The sequence below is a fragment of the Microcoleus sp. B13-B6 genome, assembly GCF_036705405.1.
Taxonomy (GTDB): Bacteria; Cyanobacteriota; Cyanobacteriia; order Cyanobacteriales; family Microcoleaceae; genus Microcoleus.
This window is the reverse complement of sequence record NZ_JAUBUJ010000105.1, coordinates 1-23340: the sequence shown is the minus strand read 5'-3', so window position 1 is coordinate 23340 and position 23340 is coordinate 1. Positions and strand designations below refer to the sequence as shown.

The window sequence follows — 23340 nt, the reverse complement described above, 5'->3', positions numbered from 1 at the left end:
TCGATTGACCACCTAGTGCCAGATTTCATGCAGAATAGGGAAAATTTTGCTGATGACCGTGAGGACATCAGTGTCTCGATCGCCGAAAATAGAGAGGAAGGTCGATCGCAGCTACCGTCGAGTTTGGTTTGGGCGATCGCTACTGCTGCAGCAATTTTCTTTTTGTGTAGCAGTTTACGGCACGCTTTATTCCAATCAACTGCTTTCGATTTGGGAATTTTTGACCAAGCAATTTACTTAATCAGCCAAAACCAAACGCCTTTTTCTTCTTTAATGGGGATTCATATTTTGGGCGATCACGCAGCGGTAATCTATTATCCGCTAGCTTGGCTGTACAAAATTTCCCCGGATGTGCATTGGCTGCTGTTGGTACAAGCAGTTGCTTTATCCCTGGGGGCTTGGCCTACGTGGAGTTTAGCGCGTTTGGCAGGTTTAAATCAAGAACAATCGGCTGCGATCGCATTGATTTATTTGCTCTATCCGGTGGTATTTAACATCAATTTATTTGATTTTCACCCGGAAGTAATCGCTTTACCCGCACTCTTGGCAGCAATTTTGGCGGCGCGTTTAAATAAAATTGTGTGGTTTTGTACCGCTATAGTGTTAGTTCTCAGTTGCAAGGCGGTTTTGTCCCTAACCGTTGTCGCTATGGGTTTCTGGCTGTTTTTTTGCGAAAAAAAGCAACGGTACGGGGCGATCGCACTTTTGCTCGGTGCAGCTTGGTTTTTGATAGCTTCCCAGAAAATAATTCCCTTCTTTAGCGGCAGCGAAGTCGCTGGAGTCGGGCGCTACAGCTATTTAGGCAAATCCGTACTAGAAATTATCATCAATCTCATATTAAAACCACAGTTAGTATTAGGAAAAATCCTTTCATTCGATACATTCAAATATTTATTTCTCCTCACCTTACCTGTGATTTGGCTGCTATTGCCATTTTCGGGCAAACTACGCCTACAATATTTAACAGCACTAATTCCTGCCCTCCCTACCCTGCTGATCAATATCCTCTCTGACTTGCCATTTCAACGCAGCTTAGCCTATCAGTATTCAGTGCCTGTAATTCCCTTTTTATTTTTAGCAGTGATAGCGAAGGAAGAAACAAGAAAGAGGGAAGAAAGAAAAGGCAACAAGGAAGAGGATAAAGCAAATAAGCAACATTTTTTAACATGGGTCAATCTGCCACAATTGAAAAACTTCCGAATTTCTCAACTTTGGCGGGGAATTCAATTGCCGAGAATCATGATAATTTGGTCGTTAATAATTTTCCTACTTCTGGGCGAATATAAAGATTTTTATCTGTACCTAAATAGACTAGATACCTGGCAAGCTACACGCGAAGCAGTCGCACAAGTTCAACCCCAAAGCAGTATTTTAACAGATAATAGACTTGCCCCTCACTTTGCCCACCGCCCAATAGTAAAATTGCTGTCACAAATTTCGCCTCAAACAAATTTAGCTGAATTTCAATACATATTATTAAACCTGCGCCATCCCTGGCCTGATACTGAAAAACTTGGTGATACCTTAGCAAATAAACTTAAAAACTCTCCCGATTTTCAATTAACTTATCAAAAAAACCAAGTTCTGCTATTTAAACGAATCGCTGATTAAACCAATAAAATGCTAACTTTAAAGTCCCTAAAATCTCATCCAGTATTTTTAATGATTGTCGTGACAACGATAGTCTTATTTACCGCCAGCAGCGCGCGGCACGCTTTGTTTCATTCAACTGCATTCGACTTAGCAATTTTTGACCAAGCCATTTATTTAATCTCCCAAAATCAAACGCCAATTTCCTCTTTAATTGCCATTAATATTTGGGGCGATCACGCCGCTTTTATTTTCTATCCACTAGCTTTACTGTACAAAATATATCCAGATGTTCACTGGCTTTTATTAGTGCAAGCTGTTTCCCTAGCTTTAGGTGCTTGGCCGACTTGGAGTTTGGCACGTCAAGCCGGATTAAATAATAGCATATCTTGGGCGATCGCCTGTATTTACCTCCTGTATCCATTAGTATTTAATGTCAATCTCTTCGACTTCCACCCAGAAGTAATTGCTGTACCAGCACTGCTAGCAGCAATCTTAGCCGCGAGGCTGAATAAAACCTTGTGGTTTTGTGCTGCTATTGTATTAGTTTTGAGCTGCAAAGCCGTGCTATCTTTAACTGTGGCTGCGATGGGTTTGTGGCTGTTGTGTTTTGACAAAAAACGCACTTGTGGGCTCATAGCTCTATTTCTAGGCGCGGGTTGGTTCCTGGTAGCTACTCAGGCAGTTATACCGTATTTTAATCAGGGAAGAGAACACGCGGGAATCGGGCGATATCAATATTTGGGAAACTCGGTTTTTGAAATTGCTATTAATTTAATACTGAAACCCAATCTAGTTTTAGAGCATTTGTTTTCTTTAGAGACTTTGGAATATTTAGCGTTATTGCTATTACCTGTAATTTGGTGGCTGTCCCCGCGTCATCTGTCATCTTTAATTAGTGCTGTGCCGATGTTGGCGATGAATATTCTTTCCAATCTCCCCGCTCAGCGGGATTTAATTCATCAATATTCTGTGCCGATATTGCCGTTTTTGTTGATGGCCGTAATTTCCAGTTTAGCAGCTAGCAATCAGCAAAAGGGAAAGACAATATTTGATAGATTGCCACTTCCTAATTATCCATTGCCTAGAGCCATTGTAATTTGGTCGTTGATTGCTTTCTTAGCTTTAGCGAAATACGGCTATTTTTGGACTCTTTATTTAAAGGGGCTCGACACTTTGCCCGCTACCAGAGAAGCAATTTCTCTTGTTGAAACCAAAGGCAGTGTTTTAACAACTGCTCAGATTGCTCCGCACTTAGCGCACCGCCCTGTAGTAAAATTAACTCAGGCTAGCAGGCCACCTGCAAATCTCGCAGAATTTGATTATGTATTGCTGAACCTCAGATATCCTGGCTGGATGAGCGATCGAGAATTTGTTAAAAACTTAGTAACTCAACTAAAAAACACCCCTCAATTTCAACTAAAATATCAGCGAGACGACATATATCTATTCACTAAAAGTCATTAGTCAGCAGTCAACAGTCAGCAGTCAACAGTCAACAGTCAACAGTCAACAAATTCCCGCTAATCCTCCACTTTCAAAGCCCTTCTTGCCAACTTCACGTAAGTTTTCACAGTTTCATAAGGCATTTCCAAATCAGCAGCAATATCAAACAAAGATTCCCCCAATTCCCGGCGCGCCAAAATCGTCGCCCAAGTTTCAGCAATCTCAGCAGCGCGACTTCCACCTTTGCGCTTTCTGTGCGCCATAAACTTCTGTGTCAATTCATCTATTCGCGCCGCCAATACGCTTTGTATAGACACTTCGGGTAGCGCTTCTGTCAACCATTGTGCCCGCGTTTGCCCCAATCCAAAAGTTGTTTTGTGGCCAGTGCCGCAATAAGGCGCTAACCGCCCCAAAGCATAAAATAATTGTACAAAATCAGGGCGATTGTGAGCCGATCGCCCTAGCCCAAATTCCACAGCCCCAGTGAATCCCGTTACCATGCCTTTTTTGCCCGCCGCTACCTTTTGCGACTCCAATTTGTGGCGGCTAATAATCGCATTTTCATCAATCCAATTCAAAAATTCTGCTTGGTCAAAAATTCCCCCCGAAAAGTTATTCCAGCGGCGCAAATAACTGTGAAAAACATTTTCGGGAACTGGCAGAGGGAAGTGATGCCCTTTGCTACGAAAGCTTGTAGGAGTCACAAAACTAAGTTTGATGGTTGGCGAAGATGGGGGTTCGGCTGTTAATAATTGCTGGTAAGTTGTGGGAGGAAAAGCAATATCCCAAGAGCGAATTAGCAGCGGAGCATTTCGCAAATCTATCTCTTGGGGCAAATTTTGCAGCCACTGACTCAGCCACTGCACTACTGGCTTTGAAAGTCCTGTTACGTACCAGCGATAAATGCGATCGCCCAAAAGCTGAAATTCTTTGCCACCGGGGAGCAAATCACCTTCCAATCCCGAAAGAGTAAAGGCTTTTTCTGACTGTTCATCGTGCAAAAGTTGCGATAAATCCGGGTCAGTTTGGTGTACTTGACCTAAAAACCAAGCGTGCAAACCTATAGCATACTGCGCGTACAGATAGCTAGGAGCGCGGGGAGTCAATTCAAACACTAATCCGACTAACTCGGTGTCAGCCGGCCAAATCAGCCCAGAAGGAGGAGATTTTTTGCTGTGGGTGCGGTTCGGGGAAGTTGCCATCAGATGCCACTAACAGGGACAGGGCTGTGCTATCTTATCCGATTTTTATCCCCTTTGGGGGATGATTGTTGAGGGCCCTCGATCGCCCAAATCTTTTGGCTGCTTCAAAAACCGGGCCTGCCGCCAGTTTCCCGCACCCTCCGGGATAGACAAAAACCACTAAAAAACCAACAACCTAAAACTCAATCTTTGTCAAGGTTTTCCTCCTTGTAAGTAAACAGAAATATACAAGTGTTTAAAATCACATTCTGCGCTACAATTGTCAAAAGCTCGTAGCATCCTCAACTTCGATCCTAAACTATGAACACAACAGAAAAATCTAAACTCTCCAACGAAAAAACTTTGGAGGCGATGAAGAATTTCTCCGAAACCTACGCCAAGCGCACGGGAACTTTCTTTTGTTCTGAACCTTCCGTCACTGCTGTGGTGATAGAAGGACTAGCAAAACACAAGGATGAACTAGGTGCTCCCCTATGCCCTTGTCGCCATTACGAAGATAAAGAAGCCGAAGTAAAAGCCGCCTACTGGAACTGTCCCTGCATTCCCATGCGCGAGCGCAAAGAGTGTCACTGTATGTTATTTCTGACGCCAGATAACGATTTCGCGGGAACTACTCAGGAAATAGGAATGGATCAGATTCAAGCTGTCAGAGACACTATGTAATCGGTTAAGTAGGCGGTCGTGAAAGGGCAGTAGTTTTGAAAAGAGGTCGTTAGTTTTCCTATTTTTAAGACTTAGCTATTTAACAAAAATCGATCGCCGCCTACTCAAACACACATCCGCCATCGAAAATCCCCAATCCCCAATCGAATGACAGAGGAAATGCCGATCGAGTTTTGGCAAGGTATCGAACAGTTTAACAGCCAAGAATTTTACGCTTGTCACGATACTTTAGAGGCTTTGTGGATGGAAGCCGGCGAGCCGGAAAAAAGGTTTTATCAGGGAATATTGCAAATTGCCGTCGCGCTTTATCACTTAGGAAATCAAAACTGGCGCGGTGCAGTAATCTTACTGGGAGAAGGAATAAATCGGCTCAGTTATTATCAGCCGAGTTATGCCGGAATTGCCGTTGAAGACTTGCTCGGACAAAGTGCTAAACTTTTGATCGCTTTGCAACAAGCAGGGCCGGAAAAAGTAGCAGAATTTGTGCCTTTATTAACAGGTGCAGAAGTTGCAGGCTTGCAATTGCCACGAATTATCAAAGTAGAAGGTGAAACCCGATTGAGAAAAGGAGATTCCAACGGTAGGTAAGAAGGGTGGGAAAATCGCGGTATTTTCAGGTTATACCATATGTTGTACGGCAGATGCGATACAATTATAAGTTGTGCTGCTTAGGTTGTTGATTTCAGTAGTTTTGAGGTTGCCTTTAAGCGGTTTCCATCAAGTTTAAAAAGTATGGATATAGTTGAATTTCGAGGCATTTCGTTTGTTGTAGCGACTCCACCGCTACAGCCCATCTCTATTCAAGATTTATCTGCGATTGAGGATTGTCTAGGCTTTCTATTTCCGGAAGATTACCGTGCGTTCGTGAATACATTAGGACTGGGCGAAACCGACCTGAGCATAAGAACACTTCCTCCACAGGAAATTTTGGATAGCTATCTTAGTGAGGTTCGTGGTAGATTGTCTGGGGACTGGTTCTGGGCTAAAAATCCCGATGTACTTACACAAGCTCAAGCTATTGAGTGTGTCCCATTCTTTGATAGCCCTAACGGTGACGATATTCTGTTCCATCCATCTGACCTAAATCGTTGGTTCATTTTGCCTCATGAAGGAGAGGAAGCCATTGTTGTTCACTCTTTTCAGGAACTATGTGATTTCTATTTGCGAAGATCTAATGATTTGCAATCTCCCTATAAGTTCTACGGTTATGATGAGATCTGAAAAAAGGTGGGAACGATCGCCACACAATAACGCTCATGCACACCAACCCCCGAAAGTTGATCGGTTGTGATGCAAAGTCTATCTGCGGTGTGCGATGGACAACGTTGCATTTTTCACCGACAGGTGAAATGCGATCGCGCTAGGGATGCGGAGCATTATCGCCCGCAACTTCGGACGATCGATCGCCAGCTTTCCCTATCCTAGAAAAATACAGCCCCCGCCAATGCTCAAATGAGATGGAAACTATTTTAAAGAAAGAACCTAATAAATCAAAATTTGATTTATTTTGCCGAACTCACTGCGGACAGCTAATGCCTTAGTACCTAGAGAGGTTATCCGTAACTTCCCGATGCGAGCAACCGTCAAAAAACTTGCAAATCCAGCAAATCAGCCAAACACGTCGTGAAAATGCCTATTGTCTTGCTACGATAATTGGTTGACGCTCTCGGGCAGGTCGATCGACAAGTCCGAAAGTCTTTCCGACCGTTAAAATAACATATTTAACTGATAAGCTGTTGTGCATCTAATCTCCATCAAGAAAAGTGTCCCGGTTGCCGTGTCCGCCGTCCTTCACTCAGTCTCAACAGACAAGTTAAATGCTCCCGGTAGCTGATCTGTCAGTGTCAAAACTGGAGGTAATGCCCTTCAGCAATTTTATAAATTTTGAGGCTTGTAAGCTATGATGCCCTCCGCTAAACTACTCAATTCCCGAATATTCAAAGGATTATCGCTGCTGTTGCCCCTCACTCTGGCAGGCGCGATCGCCTCTCCCACCTATTCGCAAGCCAACGCGCCCCGCACCCTCAGCGTGCGATCGGACATTCAAGAAGCCGACTCCAAAACCGGCATCGTGACAGCCCGCGGCAACGTCCAAATCAACTATCCAGCCCGCCAAATACAAGCAACTGCGGCTCAAGCTCAATACTTCAGCCGTGAGCGCCGGATTATTCTCAGCGGAGATGTTTACGTCTTGCAGCAGGGCAACAGCCTGCGCGGCGAAACCATAACATACCTCATCGACGAAGGGCGGTTTATTGCCCTGCCAGACAACCCAGGACAGGTAGAATCTGTTTATCTGGTTGCCCCGGAACAAGATGCGGCAGCCCAAAATACATTGGGCTCCCCACGTCCAACTACAGCCCCCCGGTAACAGTGGCTTGCAGCAGCGAAATTTCGCCTCAGCCAAAACATACTACTTGGGATAGATGCGAAATTTCGTCTTTATAAAACTCACCAACTTGAAAAGGTAAAATTTAAATTAGAGACTCGATCGCACAATGCTGCAGTCTGAAATTGAGCTTGTAGAGGTTGCCGGGAGCGAAAATGAAAATTGTACTCGAAAATATTCACAAATCCTACGGAAAACGCAATGTAGTTAGTCGCGTCAACCTGTCGGTAGCCCAAGGAGAAATCGTAGGATTGCTCGGCCCCAACGGTGCCGGCAAAACCACCACATTTTACATAGCAACCGGATTAGAAAAACCAAATCAAGGCACCGTTTGGCTCAACGATTTAGACATCACTAAATTGGCGATGCACCAGCGAGCACATTTGGGAATTGGCTATCTCGCTCAAGAAGCAAGCATTTTCCGAAACATGAGCGTGCGCGACAACATTTTGTTAGTCCTAGAACAAACTCAAGTGCCGCGCTGGGAATGGCGCGAGCGAGTCGATTTCCTATTGCAAGAATTTCGCTTAGAAAAAATAGCATCCAGTTTGGGAATTCAAATATCGGGGGGAGAAAGGCGACGGACTGAACTAGCCAGAGCATTAGCCGCAGGGCGAGACGGGCCGATGTTCCTATTTTTAGACGAACCGTTTGCAGGCGTCGATCCGATCGCCGTAGACGAAATTCAAACCATTATTGCTAAACTGCGCGATCGCCAAATCGGCATCCTCATCACCGATCACAACGTCCGAGAAACCCTCGAAATTACCGATCGAGCCTACATCATGCGAGACGGCCAAATTTTAGCCTCCGGGGCTGAAGAAGAACTCTACAGCAACCCTTTAGTGCGACAGTATTACTTAGGTGACAACTTCGTGCGATAGTCTTTTGAAGGCATTCAGCAAACGGCAGAATTTTAGATTTTAGATTGAGGAGCAATCTGCGAGAAAGCGCCACTATGAAAATAGCAATATCCAATTCTTTGAATCCCATCAACTGGCTGCCGAGAATTTCAGTAATGGACTGGTACATTACCAAAGAACTAATCGGCCCATTTTTATTTGGCGTCGGACTCTTTACATCCGTCGCCGTCACAGTTGGAGCTTTATTTGAATTAGTCCGCAGAGTAGCAGAATCCGGCCTCCCCTACGGCGCAGCCATAGAAATTTTTCTCCTGCAAATTCCCTACTTCGTAGTATTGGCTTTCCCCATGTCAATGCTGCTAGCAACCTTAATGGCCTACAGCCGAATGTCCAGCGACAGCGAACTCATCGCCCTCCGCAGTTGCGGAGTTAGCGTTTACCGATTGATACTGCCTGCTGTGATAATGAGTTTAATTGTTGCAGGCTTCACCTTTGCTTTGCAAGAGTTAGTTGTACCCGCCGCCAGCTACAGAGCTACTGTGACTTTAGACAGAGCCCTGAAGCGAGAAAAACCGATATTTCAAGATAGAAATATTATCTACACAGAATTTCGCAAACCAGAAAAAGGCGGCGACGAAACCCTGGCCCGCTTTTTTTATGCAGAACAGTTTGACGGCCAGCGAATGAAAGGTTTAACAATTATCGATCGCTCCACCCCAGGCCTCAATCAAATCGTTTCTTCAGAATCAGCTACTTGGAATCCCTCAGAAAATACTTGGGATTTTTTCAACGGAACCGCTTATATCGTTGCTCCTGACGGGTCTTACCGCAATATAGTTAGGTTTCAACACCAGCAGTTGCAACTCCCCCGCACGCCCTTAGATTTAGCTGCTAGAGCGCGGGATTTCAAGGAAATGAACATTGCCCAAGCTTTAGAGCGTTTGGATATCATTAAAAACAGTGGCGACGAACCGCAAATTCGCAAATTAAAGGTGCGAATTCAAGAAAAATATGCTTTTCCTTTCGTGTGCATGGTATTTGGTATAGTGGGAGCCGCTTTGGGAACTCAACCGCGCCGCTCCGGTCGAGGAACGAGTTTTGGTATTAGCGTAGTTGTGATTTTTACTTACTATGTATTTTCTTTCATCACCAGTTCTATGGGCGTGAAAGCTGTTTTGACTCCGATTCTTTCGGCTTGGCTGCCGATCGTGTTTGGCTTGGGAATCGGGGGATTATTGTTGGTGCGGGCCGCTTCTCGGTAAGTTTTACCGATAACATTGGGAATTGGTAATTGGGAATTGGTAATATCGTTTTAGTGGCCGCACTTCCTTCATTTAAGGATTAGCAAAAGTATTGATTTCGCCACCCCCAATGTAGCGTCCCGGAGCCAGAGAGCGGGGTGTAGCAAAAGTTTGAGGTTGAATGGGCTGCACGCCCTGATTGGTGTTTTGGGGAACAACTCCAAAGTTAGGCTGCTGCGGCAAGTTAAGCTGACTCGGTGGAGGTGTTTGAAATTGAGAATTCGCTGAATTGGGAGAGAATTGAGGGCTAATTATCTTGCTGCCCCCAATCACATTCGGAAAGGGAGATTGACCGACATTTGGAAGTAAAGGTGTTGGCGAAGGTATGGCTACGGGAAGTGCCGCAGGTTGAACTTCAGGTGCGAAGCCGGAACCAGATAAATTAGTTTGGTAGGGATTTTTCGGCAAAGCCACCGGTGCAGCCGCTGCATTAATTTCGGGGAGGCTGGGTACTCTGGAATTTAACCCAGCAAATGATTCAGAGACTGTAGCTGTCGGTTTTAAGAATTCTTGAGATTCGTTGCTCACAGTATTTGTCGGAGCCACAAGTGGGGGAAGTGCTGTGGGAACATTCACAGGATTTGCTCCACCTTGAGCTGTAGCGGTCGTTGGGAGCAAATTTGTCGCATTTACAGCAGCCGGATCGGAAGCAGGTCGATCGAGCAATGTAGCCGAGTCTGCAGTTTTCTCACCTGAAGCCGCTGTTGCCGAAGTGTTAGCAACAACGTATTTTTTCATAGCTGCTTGCAGCGGACTCAAAGGCAGAGAATTTTCCTTTTGTTTATCTGAATTAGCATCACTCGACGCCTGCGATAAAGTTGCTTTCGCTGTACCTCCAGACTCAGGCTCGATCGTTTTTATCCCAGAAGTCAGTCTCCCACTGCCCGATAAACTCAACGCTGATGTTGCGTTTGAACTGGGCAAGCTGGAATTTTGGGGGTTATTGTTTCCGGCCTCGACAGCAGGATTTGCTAAATTTGGCAAGGGGGAAAATCCGCTGCTTCCTACCCGCTTGGGGGCTGAAGATGGCTCAGGAGTTTCTAACTCCCGATCTCGAAGTTCCTCGAATAAACCTTTGCTTTTTACTACTGATGAATTTAACAAGTTCAGTTCAGAAGCAGTAGAGCCATTAAACTGATTGACTAGCACTGGTGAGCTGTCGATTTCAGCAGCAATGGCGGTATCTTCAGCAGATAGTCCCGATAGCGAAACTGGATTGTTTGTGGCTGGTTCTTCTTCGCCATCTATGCTCAACCTTTCTGGATTTACCGAGACCTCCCAGATAAATAACCCCCCCGCACACAGCACGGCTAACGGAGCCCAAACCGCCGGTTGGGTCCAGTGGCGCAACCGCGCTATTAGATAGCGGACTGATGTAGGAAATCGCTTAAAAATTGACATAGTTTTGCTTCCTTCCGAGCGTGCGGATTTAAAACTATTTTTCCTAGTCTACCACATCAATCTTGATTATTTTTGCAAGGCCGGGGTAAGTGCGATCGGGAGCATCTCGGTTTGGCTTTTACTGTCGGTGTGCGATCGTCCGGCTCGCTATATTTATAGACTTTGCTGTGCGGGACGGCTCGGAGTCCCAAAAAACGCTTTTTACTTTCTGCCCAGATGCTCCGAGTACGATCGAACTTTTGATTGAAAGTTGCGAAAGCTCAATGCAACAGGTGAAAATCCATAAAGCACTGGTAGAAATATGTCTGCCTTTCCTCCAATCAATGGGCATAAGATGATAAAATTGTATGGGATGCTGTGCCATGCCTGCCGAGTCTGTCAGCAGAGCGACCTCAAACCAAAATGTCTAACCAAAATGTCAAGGTAAAATTGGCAATTGCCCAGAACAACACGAATAGGAAAGTTGAGAGTAAATTGATGAAAAAAATAGTAGAAGTATTAGCAAATCGGGAAGAATTAATAGATCGATCGCTCAGGATTGTCCTGTCAAAAATCTCAGAAGCCATAGCAGAACGCGGAGTTTGTACGATCGCCGCAGCGGGCGGAAGCACACCCGAACCGCTCTACAGAGCGATCGCAGCCCAAGACCTGCCGTGGGATAAAATTCACGTGTTCTGGGGCGACGAACGCTACGTTCCCTCAGAACACCCAGACAGCAATCAAAAAATGGCGAGCCTCGCGTGGCTCGATCGAGTGAATATCCCCGCCAGCAACATCCACCCCATGCCCACAGCCGCCGGCGACCCCGCAGCCGACGCTGCCGCGCACCAAACCGAATTGCAGCAGTTCTTCAAAGTATCCGACGGCGAGTTTCCTGCCTTCGACATCATTTTATTGGGCATAGGAGACGACGCCCACACAGCCTCTCTATTTCCCGGCACAGCAGCCTTGCAAGTCCGCGACGCCCTAGTAACTGTCGGCAACAAAGACGGTCAACCCCGCATTACCTTTACAGTCCCCTTAATCAACCGGGCCCGGTGCGTCATCTTCATGGTCGCAGGAGCCAGCAAACAACCCGCCCTTGCTCAAATTTTTGCCCCCGCAGCCGACGAAATGACTTATCCAGCCAGACTCGTTCAACCAGAGGGCGAACTTTGGTGGCTGCTCGATGCGGCTGCTGGCTCCTCCGTAAAATAGCCGACAGAGCCGCCAGCGTGCCAAAACAGTCAGCATTCATTATCACTAACTCAATCTTGCCCATCACAGCTAACGTCACAGCGTCAGCTCAGTTGCTAGTATGAGCGAAGCAATATAAGAATTGTGGCGGTTAAAGTTAAAATTTGACCATATACACGAGTATTTTTATGAGGCTGATTTAAAAATCTGGCCGATAGCAAGGAGAAATCGATGATTGTCTGTCCCAATTGCAATCACCAGAACCCCGACGGGGCCAGCCAGTGTGAGGCTTGCTACACGCCTTTACCTGTTACCGCAAGTTGCTCGAACTGCGGTGCAGCAGTTCAGACAGATGCAGCATTTTGCGGTCAGTGTGGCTTTAACTTGCGTCCGGGTTCCATAGTTCCAGAAGTTGAGGTGACAGTAACGTCCCCCTCGCCTGTAGGCCCCACAGTGGTATCGTCACCGGCGCCGGATTTAGTGCCACCCGAACCCCTGATGGCAATGGAACCTCTAGTTACCCTGAATAAGGGGCTCAACTTGGAAAAAACTACCGCCAGCATTCCGACTACTCCAGATCCCCCGCCTTCGCCCTCGGTTCCTGTTACAACTGAATCGGTGGCAACACCAGTAAATATCTCTCCTCCGGTTCCGGGCCCACAGCCAGCAGGTGTAGCTAAAACTCAACTGCAACAGCAGTCTGCCCGCCTGTTACACGTTCAGACAAATACGCCGATGGAATTGCCTCACAGTCTGTCTGTGGTTCACATAGGCAAGCCAAATGACTTAGTACCGCCGGATATTGATGTTTCGGGATTTGCTAATTCTGAGATAGTTTCTCGGGTACACGCAAATCTCCGGGTGGAGGGAGATGCTTGCTACCTAGAAGATGTAGGCAGTTCCAACGGCACTTACGTCAACAATACTCCGCTACCCAAGGGAAACCGCCACCGGTTGCGACCGGGAGACCGCATCTCTCTGGGCAAAGGAGACCTGGTTACGTTTTTATTTCAAATCTCTTAGAGCGAGTTTGGATTGGGCGATCGAAAGTCTAAAATCTAAAATCGCATCTTGAGGCGCTCTACCAAAACTCAATGCTGCCAATGTGATTAAGCTGACCTTGCTACATCCACTCCAGTCTATACCCGTCCGCAGTTGGATCTTTGAAGACGAGCAGGTCGTCCGGATCGGGCGCTCGACCGAAAACCACGTCGTTCTTTTTAGCGCTGTGGTTTCTCGTCGCCACATCGAATTGCGGCGCAGCGGCATAACTTGGGAACTGATCAATTTAGGTACCAACGGCACTTACCTCGATGGTAAGCCGATCGCTAAGGTTCCCATTGTGGACGGTCTGATCGTTCACTTGGCTCGCTCAGGGCCGAAAATTCAAATCAACGTAGGCCCGAATCAGTCCTCTGTCCAGTTAGGACAAATTACCGTCAAGCCCAGGGAGGCTAAGGAAATTCACGCTCCCTCGGGCGGCGTGCACATTAGCACGATTCCTGTTCCCGACCACAAAGAAGTTGGCACTTCCAGGGAAGAGGATGAGTTAACCGAGGCAGATCATACTCGCCATTATTCGGAAGAAGAATATTAAATCGGCTTCTTTGGACGATCGACATTTTTCAAAGGCGGCACTCAGGAGTTTATTTATGAGTACATCACCACAAATTGTTAGGCGCAGCGAACTGCTAAACCGCCGCACCATCGACCGCAGAACGGCGGAAGAGGTCGGCAGGGTAGATCGGGTTTGGCTAGACGCTCACTCCCAGCGGGCGATCGGCTTTACTTGCAAGTCGGGACTTTTGGGCAGTAAAAAAACTTGGTTCGCTTGGGCGCAAGTAGATACGGTGGGGGAAAATGTTTTTGTCACCATTAACCCGGAACTGCCGGAACTTCATCAGCCGGAACAAGCTGTTTGTCCGATCGGGCTTGAGGTACTCACGGACGCTGGGAATCGGGCAGGTGCAGTGGTTGACTACCTATTTGATGTCCGCACGGGTTCAGTCACCCATTACCTATTTAAATCGAGCGGGTGGCGCGGTGTTTTAGACGACATTTACTTGTTACCTGTGGCAGCTATTTCGACCATCGGCAGCAAGCGGGCGATCGTCTCTGAAGCTGCTGTATCGGAACCCGTGCAGTACGCGGAGGGACTGCACAAAAAAGTCGGTCTGGTAGCAGAGTTTTTACACGAAGATTTCGACAGAACTCTCAAAAATGTGGCAGGTGTGAAGCGAGGCGCTCAAAGTCTGGCGGAAAAATTCCAAGATAAAGCTCTAGAAGTCAGGGATGTAGCTCAAGAAAAAGTTGCAGAGTTGAAGCGGCAAAGGCAAGAATCTGTCCGACCAGAGCCGAAACCGGAGCCGCCTGAGTCAGATTTGAGCTGAAGTTTGGCCTTCCCCCTGGCCGGGGGACTAATTGCCGAGCGCATTTTGGGGCCGCGCGCGCGAGGAAGGTCGATCGGTATTTTCGCTATGAGAGAGTGATGCGTTGTCGCTCAAAATTCCAGTGCTGCTCAAAGCATTGTATTTTAAAGGTATCGCATCAATAAGGAAAATGTTAGCAACTCAAAATGACCTATGCTGTTTGATACAACTCACATCTTGCACCATTCTCCAGAACCGGCAAGATGCCTGTTCCACAAAGAGTGAATTTTCTTGTAGAACAGGCATCTTGCCTGTTCCTAAACAAGTAATTGAGAATGGTGCAACATCTCAGATACAATCAACAAGTATTTTATCTAGAGACCCCAGGATTAATAATTGGTTAACTTCTTTCTTTATAAACAGCAAGTCGTTGAGCAGTGACTGTGGCCCGATCGAGAACTCGAATCAGCGGTGCAACCATCGCGGGTATGAGTTAAATTCTCTGCTTCATCAGCGGGAAAAGGGTGATGAAGCCGATCGAATTGAGCGGCTCGCCCATCGGCAGAATCGCTCCCTCACAGACCAAATTAATCAAGCGGTTAAAACTGCTGTCCATCATTGGGAAGTTCACCCGATTAATAACATCGTGTTTGGTTGTTACCGAGTACCGCAAAAATTTGCGCCTGCGCCAAAAGCTAACCGTCAAAAGTTGCTTCACCCTCAAGCAGCCAAAAGTTCGACTTTTCCGGCAAATAGAGGGAATCATGGCGCACTGATGACGGCTTTAAAAATCCAAATTTTTGCAGTTTTCTCCCAAAAAATCTCTCTGGAAGTATCCCCGTTTCTGTCTGGCGGTGGAGTGTCAAAACATCAGTGATTACCTTAACTCTTTTACATCCTATCCAGTCTGTCCCAGTTCAAAGTTGGTGTTTTGAATCAGAACCGGTGGTTCGGATCGGTCGATCGAACGACAATGATGTAATTATTTACAGCGCTGTAGTTTCCCGCCACCACGTAGAACTGTGGAATCACGCTCATGGCTGGGAAATTATTAATTTTGGTGCTAATGGCACTTATGTAGATGATAGACCGATCGCTCAGGTGTCAGTTGTGGACGGGATGACAATTCGCTTGGGCAATTCCGGGCCAAAAATCAGGATTCGGGTGGCCGCAACGAATCAACCGGGCAAAATAATCAAGCCACCGCAGCGCGAACTCCGCCCAAAGGACGAAGTTTCAAAAGACAGGTCAACTCCTTTGCCGGGGGGCGTGGGAATAATCGAAGACGATGAACTTGGAGGGATCACTCAAATCGATCTTGACTGACCCGCAGCTATCTATCCCTGCTGGCTAGTTCCCACAAAGCGACCGATGCCCAATTCCAGGGTCTAACTAATAAATATTGTGGTAAGTGGTCTGATTTGTGGCTAAATATCCCTATACATTAATTAACAGCTTCTCTAGTAGGATTTCACCCTTCTAAAGATAAGATTGGGGGGATATCGATCGATCTTAGCTCACTTTCGCTGCTTGCCCAGCGGCGGTAATCTAAGAGCAACTGGTGCATCAACCGCTGTTTGACGCTCAGCAGTACGCTCTTGAGCAAAGCATTCCCCGTTGCTTCTAAAATGGGTTTGGGCGTCAGCCAAAACGGTGGCGGTAATTCTACTTGCACTTCCAAATCCGCTTTTCCCTTCAAGTATGCTACCCCGCTGCTTTGGTGTACACAAAGCTTTCCTTTGAGATTGAGAGCAAAGCGATCGTTGATATAACCCACGCCACGAATTTCGCAGGCGACGGACTCCAAATTGATGGTGCCATCCGACTGGGCCCACACCCTCATGTCTACTGTGGGTTGAATGCTCAGCATCATAAATTGTAACGGTCGCATTTTCAGGCGGAAACAGTCATCGTTTAGCTGTTCTGTGCGACTTTGATCGACAAGGGCATTCACCAGTCGCCTCGGCTGGCGCAGATAATGTTGAATGGGAACCCGTTCCTCTGGTACGGCGAGCTCAACGGATTGGGAAGCATTAAAGCGGGTATACATGAGAAAATATCAAAATATAGGATTCCTAAGCATATCTTAATAAACTATCACCTTTTTTAAGGTGACATAAGTTGCCCCCTAAGTCGCGTACCCAGCAATGTCATCCGAGAAATCACTGATAAAAGCTTTCGGGACATCGCTAATTTTTCATCATACTTCCTAGCTGATGAGAGTCAAGCAAACATTTGTAACCTAAAATTGCCTCTAAATGAAAATTTCGTTAGCGAAGCCCTCGAAGAGGATCGCACATCTCGGCCCTGTTGGTACAAATGCAGAAACAGCGGCTCTAGCTTATGTCAATTGGTTGAGCCTGAATACTAACTTGGAATGCACCCTGTGTCCTTATTCCACCATTTCTCAAGCGCTAGAGGCATCGGCCCTAGGGCAGGTTGACTATTCAGTGGTGCCCGTCGAAAATTCGATCGAAGGCAGCGTGACTGTCACCTTAGACACACTGTGGCGACTCGATCAACTCCGCATTCAACACGCCTTAGTTTTGCCAATTTCCCACGCGCTAGTGTCCAATGCTAAAAATTTTAACGAGATTCAAAAAGTTTACTCTCACCCGCAAGCGCTAGCTCAGTGTCAGGTATGGTTGGGGCAGTTTATTCCCTCAGCTCAATTAATTCCGGCCAATTCAACCACGGAAGCATTGCAATATCTGGAAGATACAAATGTAGCAGCGATATCTTCGCCAAGAGCGGCTGAACTTTACAATTTGCCAGTGTTAGCTCACCCCATTAATGATTATCCCGATAATTACACTCGATTTTGGGTACTCAGCAGGAGTTTTGGAGAAATCGCCAACGTAGAACCAGGGGATCACTCATCCCTTAAATCCCTTACCCAATCTGCTTCTAAGTTGATCCTCGATGCTTCACCGTCTAATTGCACCCATACCTCACTAGCTTTTAGCGTACCTGCCAATATGCCGGGAACACTGGTAAAACCTTTGCAAGTATTTGCCAGTCGCGGTATTAATTTAAGTCGGATTGAATCTAGACCGACTAAAAGATCCCTCGGAGAATATATTTTCTTTATGGACGTTGAGGCTAACGCCTGCCAAGCATTTGTTCGCTCGGCACTCGATGAATTAAAAAATCACACAGAAACTTTAAAAATATTTGGTTGCTACAATGTACTGTCAGTAGTATAATTTATTTTTAAGTAAAACTTAGGAGGCTGGCGAGATGAATGCGGATGAACTTCTCAAGCGATACGCAGCCGGAGAAAGAAATTTTCATGAAAGCAACTTGAAAGAGGCTTCTTTGCGAGAAGCTTTCCTAATTCATATTAATCTAGCCTGTGCGAATCTCAAGGAAATAAATTTTGCCCTGGCCAACTTAAGGGGGGCAAACTTAATAGGTGCCAAGCTCAAGAATGCCTGTCTGGTGATGACCAACCTAAATGGAGCTAACCTGAGCGGAGCCGATCTAACTTTCGCAAGATTAACAGGAGCTGACCTGATTGACGCAAACCTGAAAAAAGCCAACTTGAGCGACACCAAAATGATTGGTGTTAATTTGATCGGAGCAAACTTGGAAAACGCCAACTTGATGGAAGCAAACCTCCTAGATGCTTGCTTGGACAATACAAACCTTGAAAAAGCCAATCTAAGCGAGGCAAGACTGCGGGGAGCGAGCCTGAACAAAGCCGACTTGAGAAACGCTTTTTTGTGTGAAAGTAACCTTGAGGGCGCTGACTTGAGAGGAGCTGACTTGAGGGGTGCTAATTTGAGCGGGGCATTTTTGTGCGGCGCTAATCTCGAAGGAGCTAAGTTAGATGAGGCAATTTTAAGTGGGGCCATACATTTTTGCGTCAGACAAGTTTGAGTTCACGCAATATATAACCGGAGAATCCGACAACTAAGGGCTAAAAAATATACTATTGACTTGGCTGAAAGTGAAGTCTATTTGCTGCTGTACCTTAGCAAAATGAAGCTGCATCTTGAGGATCTCTTTCTTGGAATTAGCTTGAGCAATCTTACTTTCCAAAGCCAGCAAGTTGCGATTGAGAGTTTCTACTCGCACAGTTTGGTAGTCTAAGTCAATTTTTAGTTCTGCAGCCCGATCGAATTGAACCTGCTGGCGAACCACAGCTAGGCGGATTGAATTCTCATCCTGTGTCTGAAGAGCTAGCAAAGCTCGCTGCTGCCACTGGTTGGCTTGAGATTCAGCTTGATTGTACAGCCACTGAATCCGCAGTTGGGCGGAAATCGCACTGCCAACAGCCTGACGCAGTTCTTTGAGAGGTTCCTGAATTTCTAAGATTAATAGTTCCCAAAGATTCATCAGTTCACTGGTAAATTCTTCGCGTTCTACAGAGGCTACCAGTGCTTCTAATAGCAACAAATTTGGTTGCATTTGCTGCGTAATTGTCTCAAATATTAACTGGGCTTCGGACATTTGCCGATCGTAATTTTTTTCTGAGACTGCACCGGATGAGTGCTTTAATATTTTTTCCGTGCTGTCTAACTCAGCTTCTGCATCTGAACTTGAAGCTACAAAGGCCTGTAATTTTTCGCGGGCGATCGAATTCAGCCTTTGTCGAAGCAAATCGCAGGCCGCCCGCTGCACTGGCCCTGTTTCGCTTTGACAAATCTGGATGACTATTTTTAAGCCAGCATCGCCGTAATTCAAGGTCTCTCTCAGGGAGGCAATTCGATGTTCGTTGACAGAACTAGACAGCCGATGTTTAACTCCTGCTAGTCCGCCGAGCACTACACCGCCCACAGGAGGTGGCAGTTGACCGCCTCTAACTGCATCGTAGGGTTTCGGTTGGTCGTGATTTTCTAACACAAGCATCTAATTTAGAAACGGGCAAGATGCCCGTTCCACAGAATAATTTATTTTTGTGGAACGGGCATCTTGCCCGTTTCTAAATATTTGTGTAAAAGGTCTATTAATTCTCAATTATTTAATCTCCAATGCGAAAATCGAAAATCGAAAATGGTATGACTCTGTGTGATTCTTGCTTCCATGCAGGCAAAACCGATCGTACTTTTTGCCTGCCCCATTGACTACTTGAGGGTATCTTTAAGTACAGTCCTCGCGGCCAAGTGATTGCGAGTAGAAGTCAAAATTTCGGTTTCGCGTTCCAATCTCGCAGCAGTATCTTGCAATTCTAAAAGAGTTTGCTGTTCTGTCGCTGCGCCGTAAAGGTAGCTGGCTACCCAGTAGGACAATTCTGTAGGCAAACTGGGAATGTCTTCGGGCAGGTCGATCGGCTGATCCATTAATTTGCTGGAAAGGCGAACTACATCTCTCAGCAGTTGTTCGACATCTTTTCCCAAAGGTCTGAGGTCTTTTTGCGGCGGTTCATCTTCCATCCATTCTACTAGACCGACTAAATAGGGTTTTTCGCGAACGGCGTCGAGGACTCGGAACCGCTGCTGTCCGAGGGTCATAATTTTCATGCGATCGTCGGGGAGGCGCTGACAGTGAATCACTTCGGCGCAACAGCCAACGGCAGAGACTTTGTTTTGGTTGGGGTCCCACATGAGTACACCGAAACGCCGATCGCCCTCCAGAATCGTATTCATCATGATTCGATAGCGAAACTCGAAGATTTGCAGTGGGAGTGGTCTACCTGGAAATAGAACCACTTCCGGCAACGGAAATAAGGGGAGTTCGCGAACTGCTACAGAGGAAGAGGATGCCATTGTCGCTCAAAAGTGACGGTACTTGCGCTTATTTTTCTTACTTTAACTGATTAAAGGCAATTCCGGGCGGGGTGAGGGGCGATCGGGGGGAAATGCGACGCGGGCGATCGAGGCTTTGGGCTGATGCGTAGAATCAGAAACCGGGTTTTTTCCCAAAATCCTGGGTTGTTACCCACAGATTAGGTAAAAAACCCGGTTTCTTTGGGCTGATGCGTATGCCTTGCATAACTTATTTAGCGCGCTGGCGGTAGCTGGATTTCGATACCCAGTTTGTTGCCAACATCGATGGCCGTATTCGCAAATTCTGTGACACCTGCGATGCCAAATCCGATCGCCGCCGCCGCCGTTACAATAGCTTTTAAACTTTTATTTAATCTGTCTTTATTCCATTGGCTTTCCGGTTTCTGAATTTCGGCTTCGACATCTTCGATATCGATAATTAGATCGCCACGAACATCTTCAGGAAACTGCACGCAGGTTGCACGCAGAGATGCGATTAATTTCAGGATTTCTGCTGTATCAGCGTTATTAATTTGAGTAAATTGATTGTTTTTAACTTCAGCGTTATCGCTGTTGATAACACCAGCAGACATCGGGCCGTTGAAGTTGTTGGTTTTGGAAGAAGTTTCAGTCATTTTTTTACCGTCGATATTGATATTAAATTGAATGCTAGAATTATCTACCAAGTCAGGTCGATCGATTCCATAAATTCGCTCTTTTTCTTCCCATTGTTGCAAATTGTCGGGGAAATCTTCCATCAAGCGGCGCACCTGAACCATTTGATAAGATTTGTCGCATTCGATTTCGTAGCGATGGTTTGCCAAACGGCGGCGCAGCGCTTCAAAATCGTAGAGGTGAGGGTCTTGGCTGCCTTTGCATTGGTGACAATTGCAGGGGATGAGTTCTTGATATTTTAGGCGATTGTCGTAAGTAGCATGAATTTTCCAGATTTCGTGGCGGATACGGTCTAAAAGAAATTCTTTCCGCTTGCCAGAAACTCGAATGCGGATTTCTCGTTGGTGGTAATTCTCGATAACTTCGGCTTTAGCGTAATTGTCGGCGAGGATGACTCCATCGCGCCAGACAATATCCCCCCTACCCTTTGGTAAACCGGATTGAGGGCGGTAGATTAACAAGTGCATTTCTACGATGAAGCGGGTAATGATGCCTTTGGGTATGAAGTCGTATTCGTAGCGCAAAATCAGGTTATCGGCGTCATCCCAGGTGTAGTTGGGCGTTTCGAGGGGGAGAAGTTGCGGGGCGATATATTGTCCGGGTTGGCAGGGGATTTCGTAACACAGTTTGAAGTGTTTCATCAAGTGCAGCAGTTCGTCGTGCAAGTCTTGGTATTCCCTGTCGCGCCAGATTTGCTTGAGGTTTTCTTGGGTGAAGTACCCGTAGTTGGCGATGACTTCTGCGTTGTCGGTGACTTCTCCATTGTCGGTGACTTTTTTGTTGCCGATGAGTTTGTAAACAGCGTTGGTTGCCAATTCGGGACGGAGCTAGTCCCTAGGTAGCAAATAAAGGTTCTACCGAACCTAGTATGTAAAACTAACTAGCAAAATGCCAATGTAAGAAGCTCCTAAGAATAAAGTTGTCAAAATTTCTCAACCCATAGCCTTTTCTTTTGATGAGCTTTAATTTGTTATTAATTCCTTCCACAACTCCTTGAGTAGTCCTCCGATCAAAATACGCAATAATTTCTCCAATCCACCTAATAATTGTCCCACAGCTTTTGGGGAAAACGGAAATTGCATCTTTTAACCAATCACTTAAACTCAATAATCCTTCTACCCAATCTTTTGGGGCTTCAAAAATTTGTCTAAACTCTTCTTTCATTTGATGCATTTTTTGTAATGTAGGAGCAACTTTTTTGAGTGATTCTAACTGCTCTTTTTCGAGGTCAGTGAGATCCTCTTCATTTTTTAGTAAGACATATTTACTTTTTTTTATTCCGGAGAGTAGTCGCTCTTTTTCCGAGTTATTTTTTAAGGCAACGGCTGCTTCCTTAATCTTTTTTCTAGCTCCATCTAATTCTTCATTTACTTGCTTCATAACATGAAATCTATCGACCACAACTTCTGCTTGTGGCATTAAAGCTTCTGAGACATTTTTATAAGGTTTCCACATATCTATACTGCAGGCTTCTATTTGGTCTAAAACCTCTTCTCCCCAGGCTTCTAGGTATTTTTGTATTTCCACTTGAGTTCGATTTTTGACCATTCCTACTATAATTTTTTTATCGATATCTACTAAAACTACACAATAATTTTTCTGTCCTTTTACTACAGCAATTTCATCAATTCCTAGCCTTTTTAATCCTGATGGTTTTTGTCTGAGCAATTCCTTTCCCCATTCTTTTAACATGGTTTCTATTTCTTGTTCGCTGACTCCATTCCTTTGAGCCACATTTTTAATATCGCTTTCTAATAATTCTGACAAAATCTTTGTTTTCAACCTCTCTGTATAGGTTCTAGTTTTTTTAACAAATTCTAAGTCTTCACTAAATTTTTTTGGGCAACCTTCACACCTCATCTGACGGCGATTTACTTGTAAATATACTTTTTGCTCTCCAAACGGCAAATCCCTCACTACATAATAATGATTTTGAGGGAGTTTATCAGTTTTCTGACCACAGTCGGGACAAATGGCTTTTTTGTTGTTATTATCTAAGTAAATCGTGATTCCTATATTTTCAATAATCTGATAACTTTTGACTGTCACTCCCTCAATATTAAGGAGTTTCGTCATTAGATGAAGTTGAGGATTGGAAGCCATAGGTATAATTTTTATCTTAATTTCTCTAAAATTTAACTTTATTATACTACAAAAAGCCCTGTAAGTCAATATATAACTGCTTTGCCCGCGCCTAATGTTTATATTTTATAGTTAATTTTTATAAAAATTATTAACTTTTTTACATAGTAGGTTCGGTAGAGCCCAAATAAATAGACAAAATGATACACTTATAGACAAATATGCGGTGTACCATTGTGTTTAAGCTCGCGCGTTTTCGCAAAAAAGCTGGGATTGTCAGTAAAAACACTCCAACGTTGGGACGTTTCAGGGAAATTGCAAGCCTTGCGCACCCTGTCAGGTCATCGGTTCTACACCGAAGACGATCTCTTGATAGCCAACGGATTGAAGCCCAGAGAAGCCAACCGAAAAACGGTCGTTTACCGCCCTTGTTTCGTCCAGTGGACAGAAGCCGGAACTCAAAAATCAGATG

General features: G+C 45.6%; 25 protein-coding genes and 1 pseudogene. 19 read left to right on the top strand and 7 right to left on the bottom strand.

Annotated elements, in window-relative coordinates:
* Positions 1 to 27 precede the first annotated feature (27 nt).
* Both QUB35_RS32270 and QUB35_RS32265 read left to right on the top strand, forming a co-directional pair.
* The gene (locus QUB35_RS32270) at positions 28 to 1611 is read left to right on the top strand and encodes a DUF2079 domain-containing protein (RefSeq protein ID WP_333146020.1); all 1584 of its coding nucleotides are present in this window, start codon (positions 28 to 30) and stop codon (positions 1609 to 1611) included.
* A gap of 9 nt (positions 1612 to 1620) precedes the next feature.
* The gene (locus QUB35_RS32265) at positions 1621 to 3057 is read left to right on the top strand and encodes a DUF2079 domain-containing protein (protein ID WP_333146018.1); all 1437 of its coding nucleotides are present in this window, start codon (positions 1621 to 1623) and stop codon (positions 3055 to 3057) included.
* Between the two features lie 56 nt (positions 3058 to 3113).
* Here the strand turns inward: QUB35_RS32265 and cas6 are convergent, their stop codons facing one another.
* The gene (cas6, locus tag QUB35_RS32260; protein ID WP_333146015.1) at positions 3114 to 4238 is read right to left on the bottom strand and encodes a CRISPR-associated endoribonuclease Cas6; all 1125 of its coding nucleotides are present in this window, start codon (positions 4236 to 4238) and stop codon (positions 3114 to 3116) included.
* A gap of 300 nt (positions 4239 to 4538) precedes the next feature.
* Here cas6 and QUB35_RS32255 point away from each other — a divergent pair, with 300 nt between their 5' ends.
* The 7 genes from QUB35_RS32255 to QUB35_RS32225 all read left to right on the top strand — a co-directional run bounded on the left by QUB35_RS32255 (position 4539) and on the right by QUB35_RS32225 (position 9415).
* The gene (locus QUB35_RS32255) at positions 4539 to 4901 is read left to right on the top strand and encodes a ferredoxin thioredoxin reductase catalytic beta subunit (protein WP_333146013.1); all 363 of its coding nucleotides are present in this window, start codon (positions 4539 to 4541) and stop codon (positions 4899 to 4901) included.
* Between the two features lie 147 nt (positions 4902 to 5048).
* Positions 5049 to 5489: a DUF309 domain-containing protein gene (locus tag QUB35_RS32250; RefSeq protein ID WP_333146011.1), complete on the top strand. Its 441-nt coding sequence runs from the start codon at positions 5049 to 5051 to the stop codon at positions 5487 to 5489.
* 144 nt (positions 5490 to 5633) lie between these two features.
* Entirely contained in the window at positions 5634 to 6122 is a 489-nt protein-coding gene (locus QUB35_RS32245) for an SMI1/KNR4 family protein (RefSeq protein ID WP_333146009.1), read from the top strand.
* A 69-nt stretch (positions 6123 to 6191) separates the two neighbouring features.
* Positions 6192 to 6326, top strand: coding sequence for a hypothetical protein (locus QUB35_RS32240; RefSeq protein WP_333146007.1), 135 nt, complete (start codon positions 6192 to 6194; stop codon positions 6324 to 6326).
* A gap of 475 nt (positions 6327 to 6801) precedes the next feature.
* Positions 6802 to 7272: an LptA/OstA family protein gene (locus QUB35_RS32235; protein WP_333146005.1), complete on the top strand. Its 471-nt coding sequence runs from the start codon at positions 6802 to 6804 to the stop codon at positions 7270 to 7272.
* A gap of 173 nt (positions 7273 to 7445) precedes the next feature.
* Entirely contained in the window at positions 7446 to 8174 is a 729-nt protein-coding gene (lptB, locus tag QUB35_RS32230; RefSeq protein WP_333146003.1) for an LPS export ABC transporter ATP-binding protein, read from the top strand.
* Positions 8175 to 8248: 74 nt separating this feature from the next.
* The gene (locus tag QUB35_RS32225; RefSeq protein ID WP_333146001.1) at positions 8249 to 9415 is read left to right on the top strand and encodes an LptF/LptG family permease; all 1167 of its coding nucleotides are present in this window, start codon (positions 8249 to 8251) and stop codon (positions 9413 to 9415) included.
* A gap of 72 nt (positions 9416 to 9487) precedes the next feature.
* Here QUB35_RS32225 and QUB35_RS32220 read toward each other — a convergent pair whose 3' ends face one another.
* Positions 9488 to 10855, bottom strand: a complete 1368-nt coding sequence (locus tag QUB35_RS32220) for a hypothetical protein (RefSeq protein WP_333145998.1) — start codon at positions 10853 to 10855, stop codon at positions 9488 to 9490.
* A gap of 89 nt (positions 10856 to 10944) precedes the next feature.
* On the opposite strand from QUB35_RS32220, the gene QUB35_RS32215 reads away from it, so the two are divergent.
* From QUB35_RS32215 to QUB35_RS32185, 7 genes are all read left to right on the top strand, one after another.
* A complete protein-coding gene (locus tag QUB35_RS32215) occupies positions 10945 to 11193 on the top strand; it encodes a hypothetical protein (RefSeq protein ID WP_333145996.1) in 249 nt (82 codons plus the stop codon).
* 139 nt (positions 11194 to 11332) lie between these two features.
* Positions 11333 to 12052 carry a 6-phosphogluconolactonase gene (gene pgl, locus QUB35_RS32210; protein ID WP_333146035.1) on the top strand — a complete coding sequence of 240 codons (720 nt, stop codon included), beginning with the start codon at positions 11333 to 11335 and terminating at the stop codon, positions 12050 to 12052.
* 210 nt (positions 12053 to 12262) lie between these two features.
* Positions 12263 to 13054 (top strand): FHA domain-containing protein, encoded by a 792-nt coding sequence (locus QUB35_RS32205; RefSeq protein ID WP_333145994.1) that lies wholly within the window; start codon positions 12263 to 12265, stop codon positions 13052 to 13054.
* A 97-nt stretch (positions 13055 to 13151) separates the two neighbouring features.
* Entirely contained in the window at positions 13152 to 13628 is a 477-nt protein-coding gene (locus QUB35_RS32200) for an FHA domain-containing protein (RefSeq protein WP_445252084.1), read from the top strand.
* A gap of 55 nt (positions 13629 to 13683) precedes the next feature.
* Entirely contained in the window at positions 13684 to 14421 is a 738-nt protein-coding gene (locus QUB35_RS32195; protein WP_333145989.1) for a PRC-barrel domain-containing protein, read from the top strand.
* Positions 14422 to 14707: 286 nt separating this feature from the next.
* On the top strand, positions 14708 to 15277 hold the full coding sequence (locus tag QUB35_RS32190; protein WP_333145986.1) for a hypothetical protein: 570 nt from the start codon (positions 14708 to 14710) through the stop codon (positions 15275 to 15277).
* Complete coding sequence (locus QUB35_RS32185; protein ID WP_333145983.1) at positions 15274 to 15726, top strand: FHA domain-containing protein; 453 nt, start codon at positions 15274 to 15276, stop codon at positions 15724 to 15726. Before QUB35_RS32190 ends, QUB35_RS32185 begins: the two co-directional genes overlap by 4 nt.
* A 145-nt stretch (positions 15727 to 15871) precedes the next feature.
* Here QUB35_RS32185 and QUB35_RS32180 read toward each other — a convergent pair whose 3' ends face one another.
* Positions 15872 to 16450, bottom strand: a complete 579-nt coding sequence (locus QUB35_RS32180; RefSeq protein WP_333145980.1) for a DUF1997 domain-containing protein — start codon at positions 16448 to 16450, stop codon at positions 15872 to 15874.
* Between the two features lie 208 nt (positions 16451 to 16658).
* On the opposite strand from QUB35_RS32180, the gene pheA reads away from it, so the two are divergent.
* Both pheA and QUB35_RS32170 read left to right on the top strand, forming a co-directional pair.
* Positions 16659 to 17606, top strand: coding sequence for a prephenate dehydratase (pheA, locus tag QUB35_RS32175; RefSeq protein WP_333145977.1), 948 nt, complete (start codon positions 16659 to 16661; stop codon positions 17604 to 17606).
* A gap of 34 nt (positions 17607 to 17640) precedes the next feature.
* Positions 17641 to 18282, top strand: coding sequence for a pentapeptide repeat-containing protein (locus QUB35_RS32170; protein WP_333145974.1), 642 nt, complete (start codon positions 17641 to 17643; stop codon positions 18280 to 18282).
* A 33-nt stretch (positions 18283 to 18315) separates the two neighbouring features.
* On the opposite strand, the gene QUB35_RS32165 is transcribed toward QUB35_RS32170, so the two are convergent.
* The 4 genes from QUB35_RS32165 to QUB35_RS32150 form a co-directional block, all read right to left on the bottom strand.
* On the bottom strand, positions 18316 to 19254 hold the full coding sequence (locus QUB35_RS32165; protein ID WP_333145972.1) for a PspA/IM30 family protein: 939 nt from the start codon (positions 19252 to 19254) through the stop codon (positions 18316 to 18318).
* A 215-nt stretch (positions 19255 to 19469) separates the two neighbouring features.
* Positions 19470 to 20111: an LON peptidase substrate-binding domain-containing protein gene (locus tag QUB35_RS32160; RefSeq protein WP_333104131.1), complete on the bottom strand. Its 642-nt coding sequence runs from the start codon at positions 20109 to 20111 to the stop codon at positions 19470 to 19472.
* Between the two features lie 233 nt (positions 20112 to 20344).
* Positions 20345 to 21601 (bottom strand): COR domain-containing protein, encoded by a 1257-nt coding sequence (locus tag QUB35_RS32155; protein ID WP_333145969.1) that lies wholly within the window; start codon positions 21599 to 21601, stop codon positions 20345 to 20347.
* A gap of 61 nt (positions 21602 to 21662) precedes the next feature.
* The gene (locus QUB35_RS32150; RefSeq protein ID WP_333145966.1) at positions 21663 to 22889 is read right to left on the bottom strand and encodes an ISL3 family transposase; all 1227 of its coding nucleotides are present in this window, start codon (positions 22887 to 22889) and stop codon (positions 21663 to 21665) included.
* Between the two features lie 252 nt (positions 22890 to 23141).
* Here QUB35_RS32150 and QUB35_RS32145 point away from each other — a divergent pair.
* A pseudogene (locus tag QUB35_RS32145) lies at positions 23142 to 23340 on the top strand (IS607 family transposase); the annotation flags it as partial.